The organism is Roseovarius sp. (assembly GCF_030373445.1).
GTDB lineage: Bacteria > Pseudomonadota > Alphaproteobacteria > Rhodobacterales > Rhodobacteraceae > Roseovarius.
Window position 1 is genome coordinate 182,449 of record NZ_JAUCYU010000007.1, and the last position, 13,163, is coordinate 195,611.

At 64.9% G+C, this 13,163-nt stretch carries 9 protein-coding genes, 1 tRNA gene and 1 pseudogene; 5 read left to right on the forward strand and 6 right to left on the reverse strand.

Annotated features, from left to right (window positions below; genetic code table 11):
* Positions 1-72: 72 nt before the first annotated feature.
* The 5 genes from QUV18_RS14340 to QUV18_RS14360 all read left to right on the forward strand — a co-directional run bounded on the left by QUV18_RS14340 (position 73) and on the right by QUV18_RS14360 (position 5,688).
* Positions 73-1,380 (forward strand): HlyC/CorC family transporter, encoded by a 1,308-nt coding sequence (locus QUV18_RS14340; RefSeq protein WP_300894671.1) that lies wholly within the window; start codon positions 73-75, stop codon positions 1,378-1,380.
* A gap of 671 nt (positions 1,381-2,051) precedes the next feature.
* Positions 2,052-2,882 (forward strand): alpha/beta hydrolase, encoded by an 831-nt coding sequence (locus QUV18_RS14345; protein ID WP_366914664.1) that lies wholly within the window; start codon positions 2,052-2,054, stop codon positions 2,880-2,882.
* Between the two features lie 218 nt (positions 2,883-3,100).
* Positions 3,101-3,961 carry an alpha/beta hydrolase gene (locus QUV18_RS14350; RefSeq protein ID WP_300894674.1) on the forward strand — a complete coding sequence of 287 codons (861 nt, stop codon included), beginning with the start codon at positions 3,101-3,103 and terminating at the stop codon, positions 3,959-3,961.
* Between the two features lie 105 nt (positions 3,962-4,066).
* A complete protein-coding gene (locus QUV18_RS14355) occupies positions 4,067-4,945 on the forward strand; it encodes an alpha/beta hydrolase (RefSeq protein WP_300894675.1) in 879 nt (292 codons plus the stop codon).
* Positions 4,942-5,688 carry an isochorismatase family protein gene (locus QUV18_RS14360; RefSeq protein ID WP_300894676.1) on the forward strand — a complete coding sequence of 249 codons (747 nt, stop codon included), beginning with the start codon at positions 4,942-4,944 and terminating at the stop codon, positions 5,686-5,688. Before QUV18_RS14355 ends, QUV18_RS14360 begins: the two co-directional genes overlap by 4 nt.
* Positions 5,689-5,767: 79 nt before the next feature.
* Here QUV18_RS14360 and QUV18_RS14365 read toward each other — a convergent pair whose 3' ends face one another.
* The 6 genes and pseudogenes from QUV18_RS14365 to QUV18_RS14390 form a co-directional block, all read right to left on the reverse strand.
* Positions 5,768-8,125: a hypothetical protein gene (locus QUV18_RS14365; RefSeq protein WP_300894677.1), complete on the reverse strand. Its 2,358-nt coding sequence runs from the start codon at positions 8,123-8,125 to the stop codon at positions 5,768-5,770.
* Between the two features lie 219 nt (positions 8,126-8,344).
* Positions 8,345-8,611: pseudogene (locus QUV18_RS23585) on the reverse strand (winged helix-turn-helix domain-containing protein); the annotation flags it as partial.
* 143 nt (positions 8,612-8,754) lie between these two features.
* A tRNA-Ser gene (locus tag QUV18_RS14375) sits at positions 8,755-8,844 on the reverse strand.
* A gap of 69 nt (positions 8,845-8,913) precedes the next feature.
* A complete protein-coding gene (locus QUV18_RS14380; RefSeq protein WP_300894679.1) occupies positions 8,914-9,633 on the reverse strand; it encodes an alanyl-tRNA editing protein in 720 nt (239 codons plus the stop codon).
* Positions 9,630-12,110, reverse strand: coding sequence for a DUF3772 domain-containing protein (locus QUV18_RS14385; RefSeq protein ID WP_300894681.1), 2,481 nt, complete (start codon positions 12,108-12,110; stop codon positions 9,630-9,632). The genes QUV18_RS14380 and QUV18_RS14385 overlap by 4 nt, the downstream gene beginning before the upstream one ends.
* Complete coding sequence (locus tag QUV18_RS14390; RefSeq protein WP_300894683.1) at positions 12,107-13,138, reverse strand: cysteine synthase A; 1,032 nt, start codon at positions 13,136-13,138, stop codon at positions 12,107-12,109. Before QUV18_RS14390 ends, QUV18_RS14385 begins: the two co-directional genes overlap by 4 nt.
* Positions 13,139-13,163: the final 25 nt, after the last annotated feature.

A 13,163-nucleotide genomic window follows, 5' to 3' on the forward strand; every position in this document is an offset into this window, starting at 1 on the left:
CGCGCCGATGATCCCTTGATCGCCGCCCCCCGAGACCCCATAACCCGAGGGGCTGAAAGGATAACGACCTGAATGGAACCCTCATCTTCGCTGCTCGACGCCGCCTTCTGGATCACGGGCGGTGCCATCCTCCTGCTTCTCGTGCTCTCGGCCTTCTTCTCGGGCAGTGAAACCGCGCTCACCGCCGCCTCCCGCGGCAAGCTCCGCGCCCGCGCCGACAAGGGCGAAAAGGGCGCCGCCAAGGCGCTCGAGATCACCGAGGACAACGAGCGCCTGATCGGCTCCGTCCTTCTGGGCAACAACCTCGTCAACATCCTCGCGGCGTCGCTTGCCACGGCTCTCTTCACCCGCATCTTCGGCGAAAGCGGCGTGGCGCTCGCGACCCTGGTGATGACCCTCCTCGTGCTGATCTTCGCCGAGGTGCTGCCCAAGACCTACGCCATCACCAATGCCGAGGCCGCCGCAGCCCGCACCGCGCCGCTGATCACGCTGGTGATCAGCATATTCTCTCCCGTCGTGTCGGCAGTGCGCGTCTTCGTGCGGATGGTGCTGCGCCTCTTCGGCGTCCGGATCGACCCCGACAGCCATATCCTCGCCGTGCGCGAGGAAATCGCTGGTGCGCTCTATCTCGGCCATTCCGAGGGCGTCGTCGAAAAGGAGGACCGGGACCGGATCCTCGGCGCGCTCGACCTCGGCGACCGCGCGGTCGAGGAGATCATGCTCCACCGCTCCGGCATCGAGATGATCGACGCCGAGCTGGAACCCCAGGCGATCCTCGACCAGTGCCTCAAGAGCAGCCACACCCGCCTGCCCGTCTACCGCGACGACCCCGACAACATCATCGGCGTGGTCCACGCCAAGGACCTGCTGCGCGCCATGTACAAGCTGGTCAGCGAAGGCGGGCTCTCCGACGAGGTGCTGAAGAATTTCGACATCGCCGACGTGGCAATGAAGCCCTATTTCGTGCCCGAGACCACCACGCTCGACGACCAGATGCGCCAGTTCCTGCGCCTGCGCACCCATTTCGCGCTGGTGGTCGACGAATACGGCGTTCTGCAGGGGCTGATCACGCTCGAGGACATCCTCGAGGAAATCGTGGGCGAGATCGCCGACGAGTTCGACCCCGACGCCGACCACCCGATCCGCCGCAGCGACGACAACCAGTTCCTCGTCGACGGCGCCATGACCCTGCGCGACCTCAACCGCGCCACCGACTGGAACCTCCCCGACGACGAGGCCAACACCGTCGCGGGGCTCGTCATCCACGAGGCCCAGATCATCCCCGAGGTGAACCAGGTCTTCAACCTCCATGGCTTCCGCTTCGAGGTCATGGCGAAAGACGGCAACCGCATCACCAAGCTGAAGATCCGGAAGTTGTAGGCCCGCGTAGGCCGGGCTTCAGCCCGGCATCCGTCGATCATCGCTTGTTGGCCGAAAAGCGATTGCCAGCGTTCTCGCGTCGCTTCGCCTTTGAGCGCGAAAAAAGGGTCATAGCCCCCGAAACCTCTATGCCGTCAACGTCTTGCAAGGGGTATGGGGGCCATGTGGGGAATGGCGGAGGGGATGGGTCTCAGATCCAACCTTCTCTGCCCTAAGATATTGCATAGATTGATACTGAGTCGCGGCAATCGAGCCGTTCGCCACGCATCTCATAGATCACCGAGGAGCGGACGAACCTTTAGCACCTTGCTGAGGGCACTGCGCATCGCCCGACTGCTGCTCGTATTCCTATGTGCACTCATGACGTCTCGGCCGCACCTACCCTTAGGCCCGAACCGGGGAGCGGCCACACCCGGCCCTCCCCCGTCTTTGCTTTTCTTTACATCGCTTAACTCGCCGTGCGGATCGAAGTGGGTCATCCTTCCCTAAGGTCACCACTTGCCCCGATGGCACAGGAAAATCCGATGTCTGAGAGCACATTCCCATCTCCCCTGCACGCCTCGCGGCGCGAAGTCCTCATGGCCGGAGGCCTGGGCTTTGCCGCGCTGACGTTGCCGACCCGCCCGTTTGCTTCCACCGATCTTTCCAACAACCCCGAAGGACGCCGCATCATGTCATTTGTCGAAACTCAGGACGGTACCCTCATCTTCTTCAAGGACTGGGGACCGCGCAATGCGCAGCCCATCGTCTTCCACCACGGCTGGCCGCTCTCGGCCGACGACTGGGATGCCCAGATGATGTTCTTCCTCGATCAGGGCTTTCGCGTGATCGCTCACGACCGGCGCGGTCACGGTCGCTCGACCCAGACTTGGGAGGGCAACGAGATGGACACTTACGCCGCCGATGTCGCCGCGCTGACCGACCATCTCGACCTCCGGGACGCAATCCATGTCGGGCATTCGACCGGTGGCGGAGAGGTGGCGCACTACGTGGCGCGAGCAAAGTCCGGCCGCGTCGCCAAGGCGGTGCTGATCGGGGCTGTGCCGCCGATCATGGTGAAAAGCGACAGCAACCCCGGCGGCCTGCCCATAGAAGTCTTTGACAGCTTCCGGGCCGCGCTTGTCGCCAACCGAGCGCAGTTCTTTCTAGACGTTCCTACCGGCCCGTTCTACGGGTTCAACCGGCCCGGCGTGACGGCAAGCAAAGGCGTGATCCAGAACTGGTGGCGCCAGGGAATGGCCGGCGGGGCCAAGGCACATTACGACTGCATCAAGGCCTTCTCGGAAACCGATTTCACCGAGGATTTGCAGTCCATCGCCCAACCGACGCTGGTGATGCATGGCGACGACGACCAGATCGTGCCCTATGCCGACTCCGCGCCGTTGTCGGTGGAGCTTCTGCAGAATGGGTTTCTAAAGACCTACAAGGGCCTGCCGCACGGCCTGTGCACGACGCATCCCGAGATCGTCAACGCCGACCTCCTCGACTTCATCCGAGGTTGACCTTCCCAGGGCGGCGTTTGCGCCCCGCTTCTTCCGGCGGCATCGAACCACTTGAACCGAGGGCACTTTCCCATGCCCAAGACGCATCTGCCCTACGCGAACGGCACGCCCGTTGCCGACAGACTGAACATCCAGACCCCAGGTCCGCACGGTCCAGGGTCTCGCAAACCCCGCCAAAACGGAACGCCAACAACTTCACCCAAGCAAAGGAAATAGCCATGCTGAAGACGCTCAACCGGCCCGACGCCCTGAATGCGACGACGCAGTTCGTCGAAACCAAAGGCCGCACGCTGGCCTATCGCTCCATCGGCGAAGGCATCCCGATCCTGCTCTGCACCCGATTCCGGGCAACGCTCGACGACTGGGATCCGGCCTTTCTGGACGCGCTTGCACAGAACGGTTTTCGCGTGATCACCTTCGACTACTCCGGGCTGGGCAGGTCCACAGGCACCATGAGCTACGACCCGGCTGCGATGCTCTCCGATCCGCTTGATCTGATCCGTGCGCTTGACCTTGAGGACGTGGTCCTCGGCGGATGGTCAATCGGCGGTATGGCCACGCAACTGTTGCTGACCCTCCATCCCGAGCGGATCCGGGCCATGATCCTGATCGGAACCACACCGCCAGGCGATCTGGTCAAAATGGCGGAGCAACTCTTCTACGACCTCGCTGGCCGGGAGAGTTACAGTCTCGAGGATACGGCCGCGCTCTTCTTCGAACCGGCTTCCGAGGCCAGTCGTGCCGCCGCGGCCCGGTCGCAGTCCCGGATCAACGCCCGCACCAGTGACAAAAGCCCGCCGGTGCCGATCGAGTTTGCCCGCGCCCGCCTCGTCGGCGGGCCAGTCAACCCGGTCTTTCCGGCGCCGAACGTCATGGAGATGCTGATGTCGACGCCTGTGCCGATCCTGCACATCGGTGGAGATCACGACATCATCTTTCCGGTGGAGAACTGGTACGCGCTGAACGGGCTACTGCCGACGACAACACTGGTGACCTTCCCGGCCGCGGGTCACGGCCCCCAGCACCAGCATCCCGAACTCTCGGCGGCGATCATTGCGGGTTTTGTCGCGGACCACTGATCCCGGTTTCCCAACAGATCGGCGCGCCTTCCCCCAGACCGGGCCGATCTTCGGCGGCGCGCGCTTCCCGGCGCGCCGCCCCCACTCAAACCAAGGACGCACCCAATGACGCAGAACCTGTCCCATACCTACCTGGAAGATCGCTACCGCCGGTCCGACGGCGCGCGGATCTTCTACCGGTCGTGGCGCCCCACGGCGGCCATTCGGGCAACCGTGGTTATCTGTCACGGGTTCAACTCCCACAGCGGTCAATACGGTGAGACCGCCGAGGCGCTCGTCGGCGCCGGTTTCCAGGTCTACGCGCTCGACCTGCGCGGCCGCGGTCGGTCGGAAGGCCCGCGTTTTCGGGTCCGGGACGTGGCCGAATATGTCGGCGATCTGGACGGTGTCATCGCCATCGCCCGGTCACGCGATCCCGCCCTGCCAGTCTTCCTGCTCGGCCACAGTGCGGGCGGCGTGGTCTCGACCAGCTACGCGCTGGATCACGGGCAGGTGCTTGCCGGTCTGATCTGCGAAAGCTTCGCCTTCCGCGTCCCCGCGCCCAGGGTCGCGCTTGCACTGATCCGGGTCATCGCCCGCGTGTTCCCGTCCCTGCCGGCCGTGAAGCTGAGGAACCGCGATTTCACGCGCGATGCCCAGGCGCTTGCCCGGCTTGATGCCGACCCGATGATCCGGAACGAGACCCAACCAGCAATCACCGTTGCCGCCATGCTTCGTGCGAACGACCGGCTGGAGCGCGATTTCGGCAGCATCACCCTGCCCGTGTTGATCCTGCATGGGACTGCAGACAAGGCGACTCTTCCCGCCGGCAGCGAGTTCTTCGACCGGCACGCCGGATCCTCCGACAGGACCCTGAAACTCTACGACCGCCACTACCACGACCTTCTGGCCGACCTCGGAAAGGAGGCGGTGCTGAAGGACATCATCGACTGGATCAACCCACGCATTCCCACTGATCCCACATCCCGAAGGAGCCCAACATGAGACTACCCCTTAAGTTCGCCCGCCTTGTCGGCGTCACGTTCCTGTTTGCCCTGCCGTTCCAGACACTCTCCGCCGCGGAGACGTCCAAGACCAGCGTCTTGCCCACCGGCGGCGGACAGGCCCTTTTTGATCCCTCCGACGCGGTCATCCTGCTGCTTGATCATCAGACCGGCCTGTTCCAGACCGTGCAGGACATCGACGTGGACGATCTGCGCCGCAATGTCGTGATGCTGACAAAGCTGGCAACGCTGCTCGACATCCCGGTGATCACGACAGCGTCGGAACCAAACGGGCCAAACGGTCCGCTCATGGCCGAGATCGACGCCAATGCTCCGCAGGCACAGTACGTGCCGCGTCAGGGAGAGGTAAATGCCTGGGACAATGCCGATTTCGTGGCCGCCGTCGAGGCCACGGGACGGAAGACCCTGATCATGGCCGGCGTCTGGACCAGCGTCTGCGTGATGTTCCCGGCGCTCGACGCCAAGGCCGCTGGATACGAGGTCTATGCCGTGCTCGACGCGTCTGGCGATCCCAGCGAAATGGCCTCCCGCGTCTCGGTAGCCCGCTTCGCCCAGGCGGGCGTGGTTCCGACAACCACCAATGCGGTTCTCTCAGAAGCGCACCGAACCTGGAACCGCCCCGAAGCGGCCGATCTGGCCCAGCTCTACGGATTGGTCGCACCCAACTACGCAGCCGTGATGGAAAGCTACGTCCGCGCGCAAGCTTCTGTCACGGTGGACTGATCGCCCGGTTGAAATGAAGACCCGGCGGCCGATGCGGTTGCCGGGCGCACGCCTCCGGAAGCTGGATTGTCGGAGGGTTTCAAACGGTCCGCGCGCGTGATTTGAGCAGAACCCGCGCCTCCTCGATATCCGGATCGTCAAGACCCTCGGTCAGGCGGCCAAGGGTTCTTTTCAGCCAGTCGGCCGCCTCCGCCTGCGTAATGTCGAGGGCAAGGCATGCGGCCGCGGCGCGGAGTTCAAGGATCAGGGAGGACTGGCTGCTTGCCAGAGACCGCGCGTCCTGCAGGAGCGACAGCGCCTCGGAAGACCTGGGAATCTTCTGGGCCATCGTCTCGCCCTTGCAGCGCAACAGTTCGGGCAGCCACCATGCATCGCCGGATTGCCGTGCCCTGCCGATTGCAAGGTCAAGGACGGCGAGCGCCTCGTCCTCTCTGTCAGATCGGGCGAGGCCCATGGCCAGCACCCAGTCGTACCAGGACATCAGCGACAGAAACCGGGCCGCCCTGAGTTGGCGAAGAGATGCCTCGAAAGCGCCGATGCGTCCGTCACCCTTCAGGATTTCGATCGCCATCGTCGCGCATTCAGCCGAACTGCGCCGGATGGCCATGGCCTGCCGTCCCGATGCCTCGACAAGCTCCGCAGCCACCGCAAATGCGCGATCCCACTGCCGGCGCTGACACAGCATGGGTATCATCACCTCGTTCAGGCAATAGCAGTGATAGAGCCCATGCTCAGGCGTCTTCAGGGCGGGCTCGATCTCGTCGAACAGTTTCCCGGCCTGGTCGGGAAGCCCGAGCATCCACAGGGTCTTTATTGCGAAGACGCGCGAGAATATGCCTGGATCGCTGCCAATTCGCATGTATCGCCCGGTATCGACCAGCGGTTGACGGCGTTCCACATCGCGCAGCAGACGCGACGACTGGGCCTGATCGCCGATGAAAGTGCTGGCGGATGCAATGCAATTGGCGGCGATCAGATCGCCACTCGGGTCCGCGGCATCGATGCCGGTGGTTTCCAGTTGCCGTGCGATCGAGACGGCTTCGACCGGTTCACCGCGATAGACATAGAGCCAGAACAAGGCGGAGCGCGCCAGCCGGATGAAGGCGGCCTCGCCGAGATTCTGCGCGGCCTCATGTGCCTCCTCCATGGCGCGCCGAGACGCCTCGACCGGGCCGCACGTCCCGAGCATGGCCGCGCCGCGATAGGCGAGAAGCTTCGTGCGTTCGGCATAGTAGGTACTTTCCTTGCCCTCGATCCGTGCAAGCCCGGCAGAGGCCCAGAACTCGCTTTCGGCCAGAAGCGAAAGCTGCATGAAAAGTGGAACCGACGCCGTTGCGAGAGCGACCGCATGCGAGACCTCGGCATCGTCCCCGAACGCCCACCGCAGCGCGCTGCGCAGGTTGGGCAGATTGGGCGCAACCGGCCCGAACCAGGAGACCGCTGCGGGAGCCTCGCCCTCGATGCGCGAACTGGCCGCCCGGTCGCACATGTACCGCACAAGGCGTCCCTGGAACTCCGGTTTCATCCCGCTTTCGGAAAGCCGCTCGCGGGCGAAGGCCCGCGTCGTGTCGAGCAGACGAAACCCGTTGCGTTCATCGGCACGTTCGATCTTCAGCAGGGATTTGCGGTGCAGCGCGGCCAGCAGGACGATGATTTCGGACTCGGGCAAGTCCGTGTGACGCGTCACGTTCAGGATGGCGTCGAGCGATGCAGCTCCTTCGAAGACGGAAAGCCGCTCAATCATAGCTTTCTCCCGATTGGACAATCGGTCGTAGCTCCACGCCAGCATGTCGTGAAGCGTGGCATGACGCGGGGTGGCCCTGCGATTGGGGTCCGGCGCCAGAGGCAGATGCGCCGACAGAGCCATTTCCAGGTCCGAAAGCCCCAGAACACTGGTCTGCGCGGCCGCCAGTTCGATGGCGAGCGGGATGCCGTCCAGCTTGGCACAGATCCTCGATACGGTCGCAACGTTGGTCTCCGTCAGGACAAGATCGCTGACCTCGGCACCTCTGTTGACGAAGAGTTCAATGGCGGGAAAATCTAGGGCGGTTTCGAGCGTGATGCGTTTTGAAGAGGCGCCCATATCCAGCGGAGGAAGTTCGAAGATCTGCTCCCCGCGAGCGCCAATGACTTCGCGGCTTGTGGTGAGTATCGCGATCGTCGGAACCGCCTCAAGGAGTCGGTCAACGATGTTGCGCACTGACTCCACGACCGGTTCGCAGCAGTCGAGAATGAGAACGGCATCCTTTCCGCCAAGCCATGTCGCGATCTCCGCGACCGGATCGGAAGTGGCAAGGGTCCGCCCGAGCGCCGCCGAGATCTGCGCTACGGTGCCTTTAAAGTCCGCCGCGGCCGTCAAGTCGATCCAGACCGTTTCGCTGGTCCAGTCGTCCTCGACAATGGAGGCAAGCTCCCGCGCAACGGTCGTCTTCCCCATTCCGCCCGTTGCGACAATGCTTACAAGCCGGCCGGGGGCCAGCATTTCCGTGAGCTCCCGAAGTACGACGTCTCGCCCGAAGACCACCGCTCCACTTCCGCTGCCTCGGCTGCGGGATACGTCCATCTTGCGTTGCCTTGACAGGTGGACAGCACAAGTAAGGACGTAACCCCTACCGGCGACGTTCTTGACGAGCGAGTTCCCAGGTTTTCTATCGCCCAGAACCTTCCGAAGCTCCGCAATATGGACTCTCAAGCTGGCGTCGCCAACGTGGACGGCGGGCCAGACTCGATCCATCAATTCGGCGGTCGAGACGATCTGACCGTGATGCTGGAGCAGTACGAACAGGATATCGAACGCTCGGGCACCTATGCGAAGATCAATCCCGTTCCGAGCCAATCGGCGTTCATTTGGCATCATTTCGAAGTCGGAAAACCGAATAGTACCGATCGATAGTTGCACCCCAGAGGTCGAGTGATCACCCATTCCAGTTGCACGGCGTCAAGCAGATTTTTCCCTCGACATCTTTACGCCTGCTTGAGAGCAACACCAAAGGCTTTTTGAAGTCGAGCGGCGACGGGCCGCATGACCGGCCTCTGGTCCATCTGGTCGATACTTTCCGGTGCAAGTGGCGGAGAGACAGGGATTCGAACCCTGGAGACGGTTTCCCGCCTACACGCGTTCCAGGCGTGCGCCTTCGACCACTCGGCCACCTCTCCGTGCGGCTCTCTTTAGCCGCGGGGGCGCAGGCAGTTCAAGGGAATTCTTGGGGTTGGCGCGCCCGGGCGTCAGTCTTGCAGGTGCAGGCTCACCCGGCGGTTCTGGCGGCCCTTCTTCTCGATCTTGCCAAGGCGCACCCGGCCGATCTCACCCGTCCGGGCGACATGGGTGCCGCCGCAGGGTTGCAGGTCGACCTGGTCGGCGCCCTCGCCGATACGGACGAGGCGGATCTGCCCGGCCCCGCGCGGCGGTTGAACCGACATGGTCTTGACCAGTTCAGGCCGTGCGTCGAGCTCCGCCTCGGTGATCCAGTCCTGGCTTACCGCCAGGTCGCGGGCGATCAGCGTGTTCAACGCCTCTTCCAGCTCCGCCTTGTCCCCGGGTGCGTCGGGCATGTCGAAATCGAGCCGGCCCTTGACCTCGGTAATCGATCCGCCCGTCACCGGGCGCGGTATGACGACCGACAGCAGGTGCAGCGCGGTGTGCATGCGCATATGCGCATGGCGCCGGTCCCAGTCGAGCACCTGTTCGACCCGCGCGCCCACCGGCGGCAGCGTGACCTCCTCGGCGGGCACGAGCGCGATGTCGCCGTCCCCGGCCTTCACCGCGGTCGCGATATGAGCATGGCCGCCCTCCCACGAAATGCGGCCGCCGTCCCCCGGCTGTCCGCCCCCGGTGGCATAGAAGACCGAGGCGTCGAGCACGATCCCGCCTTCGGGCGTGTGGCCGGTCACGGTGGCCTCCGCCTCGGTCCGGTAGGCATCCTTGAGGAAGAGAGGTTCAGTCATCGCGCGTCCGCGTCCCCGTCGGACCCGTCAGCCTCGCCGTCGGTCTCGCCGGTGCGGGCGTCCTCGATATCCTTACCGGTCAGGTGTGCGCGCGCATCCTCGACATCGCCGGTCGTGCTTGGCGCGCCGGGTTCGGATTCGGGCGGGGATTCGCCGCGCAGCACCTCGGGGTTGCGCAGCCAGACGTCGCGCTGGGCGAAGGGGATCTCGATCCCCTCCTCGGTGAAGCGCCGGGCGATCTCGTGGTTCATGTCGGAATGCACGGCCAGCACCCAGTTCACGTCACGCAGGATGGCGCGGATCTCGAAATCGAGCGAATCCGCCCCGAAGCCCCTGAAGACGATGAAGGGCGGGGTCGACATCAGCACCATCGGGTGCGCCTCGGCCACCTCCTTCAGGATGCCCTCGACCTTGCGCGTGTCGGTGCCATAGGCCACGCCCACCGGCACGATCACCCGGCCCACGGTGTTGCCGCGGGTATAGTTGGTGACGGTGCCGCTGATCAGGTCCGAATTGGGCACGATCACGTCGGAGCGGTCGAAGGTCTCGATCACCGTCGAGCGCACCGAGATGTCGCGCACCACGCCGTGCGTGCCGCCCACCTCGATCCAGTCGCCCTCGGAGATCGGCCGCTCGATCAGCAGGATGATGCCCGACACGAAGTTGGACACCACGTTCTGCAGGCCGAAACCGATGCCGACCGACAGTGCGCCCGCGACATAGCCAAGCGCGGTCAGGTCGATACCGGCGCTGGTGATGGCGATGATCGCGGCCAGGAAGATCCCAACGTAGCCGATGCCCGAGACGATGGCGTTCTGACCGCCCTGGTCGAGCTTCGTCTTGGGCAGCACGGTGTTCTTGAGCGTCCCCTGCAGCAGCCGGGTCGCCATGTAGCCGATCACGAAGACGATCACGAGCGTGAGGAAGATCGCCGGCGAAATCTGCGTGCCGCCGATGTCGAACCCCTGCAGGAGCCGGGAATAGATTTCCTTGAGGTCCGCCACCCGCGCGCCCCAGGCCAGCGCGAAGAACGGGATCGACATCAGCACCAGCACGAAACCGATCAGGATCGGGATCAGCGATTCCGCTGCGCCGTCCCGGTTGCCGGTCACCAGCACGTAGACCTCGGTCACCAGCCTTTGCAGGATCAGCAGGATCGCCAGAAGCTCGAGCGAGGCCAGCGACGGGAACATCAGGAAATGCGCCAGCGTGAAATACCCCACCGACGCGAGAACCGGCGAGATCAGCGACAGCAGGTTGAGCGCCAGCACGAGGAACCGGGTCAGCCGCGTGCGGTAGTTCTCGCTGCCTTCCAGTTCGACCTGGTTGCGCGTATGGGCCCGCAGCAGCCGCGCCAGCCGCAGCACCAGCAGCCCGGTCAGCACCAGCAGCGGGAAGAGCAGCGTGTTGGTCGTGGCCTCGCTCCAGCGTGACAGCTCGGCGGTGTTCCGCACCAGCGCATAGGCCGCCACGACAAGGCCGAGCGCCGCCCCGGTCCAGCGCCCGCTGAAGCGCTGCGCGTCGTCCAGCACCAGCGGCAGGGTCCGTGCCTCCTTGGCAGGGAAGATTCGCGTGGCCAGCCAGCGCGCCATAAGGAAGACGAAGGCCGAGGGCAGCAGTGCCTCGACGAATTGCTCGGCCCGCAGGCCCAGGAGGCCGGTCTTGCTGACCGCCTCGATCAGCAGCGCGACGCCGATGAAGGGGAGGATCAGGCTGCCCAGCGACAGCGCGAACCCTGCAAGCCAGCGCCCCGCGCCCGGATGATCGCCCAGCACCCACGCCGTCAGGCCGCGCGACCATCTCCGCCCGCGCACCACCAGCACGATCCCCAGTACGAGAAAAACAAGGACAGCCGGCAGGTTGTCGCGGGTTTCATCCTGCCGGACCGGGTTGTTCCACCCGTTCCGCACCTCGCCGACCAGTTGCGTGGCGGTGGTGCCGACCGCCTGCAAGGCCGGCAGCCAATGGACCGGGTTCAGCGGCGAGGGCCCGAATTCCAGCAGTTCCTCGGCCTGCCTGTCACGGATGATCCGGTCGACGCCGCGAATGAGCCCGTCGGCGCGGCTATAGGCCAGCTCGGCCCGTTTCACCGGTGCCTGCAACTCGGCCAGACGGGCAGTCAGTGCCTGCCTCTGGGCCGCGATATCTTCCGACTCCGTGCCGTCTTCCGGTGCGTCGCCGAGCGCGGCGAGCTGTTGGCGCACCGTCGCGATGGTGCTGGCATTCTCGGATTGCGCGGCCAGGAAACGGTCGCGCCATTCCGCGAGATCCTCGCGCAGCGCCTCCAGCGCGGGGGTCGAGGCCCGGTTGTTCTCGACCGCCTCCTCCGCCCGGTCCGCGGTGCGCTCCCATGCCTCGTAGTCGACCGCCTGCCCGGCCGCCTGGGCCACGGCCTGCGGGACGATGACAAGCCCCGCCCCGGCACCGCCCACCAGCAGCGCCAGGAGAAGGCAAAGCGCCCGCAGAAGCCCCGTCACTCGACGAAGACCCCGGGAATGCTGCGCGGCGAGCCGTCAAGCCACCCGGGCACCGGCAGGTTCTTCTCGCGCAGGAATTGCGGGTTGAACAGTTTCGACTGGTAGCGGTTGCCGTAATCGCAGAGCACCGTCACGATGGTGTGCCCCGGCCCCATCTCCTTGGCCATGCGGATCGCGCCCGCCACGTTGATGCCGGACGAGCCGCCAAGGCAGAGCCCCTCGTGCTCGAGCAGGTCGAACACCACCGGAAGCGCCTCCTCGTCGGGGACCTGGTAGAGCATGTCGGGCGTGAAGCCTTCGAGGTTGGCGGTGATCCGCCCCTGCCCGATCCCCTCGGTGATCGAGTTGCCGGTCGCGTTGGCCTCGCCGTCCTTGTAGAGCGTGTACATCCCCGACCCCATCGGATCGGCCAGCGCCACCTTCACGCCCTTGGGCTGGAGCGCCTCGCCGACGCCGGCCAGCGTGCCGCCCGATCCCACGGCGCAGACGAAGCCGTCGACCTTGCCGCCGGTCTGTTCCCATATCTCGGGTCCGGTCGTCTCGACATGGGCCTGCCGGTTGGCGACGTTGTCGAACTGGTTGGCCCAGATCGCACCCTCGTTCGAATGCCGCGCCATCTCCTCGGCCAGACGGCCGGAGTAGCGCACGTAGTTGTTCGGGTTCTTGTAGGGCGCCGCGGGTACCTGCACCAGGTCGGCCCCGGCCAGGCGGATGAAATCCTTCTTCTCCTGGCTTTGCGTCTCGGGGATGACGATCACCGTCTTGAACCCCATCGACGCCCCCACCAGCGCCAGCCCGATGCCGGTATTGCCCGCCGTTCCCTCGACGATGGTGCCGCCGGGCAGAAGCGCGCCCCGTTTCACCGCATCGCGAATGATGTAGAGCGCCGCCCGGTCCTTGACCGACTGGCCGGGATTGAGGAACTCGGCCTTGCCGTAAATGTCACAGCCGGTGTCCTCGCTGGCCTTGCGCAACCGGATAAGCGGCGTGTTTCCAACGGCCTCGGCCAGATCCTTCGCGACGCGCATGCCCTGCTCCCTCATCTTGCATTGC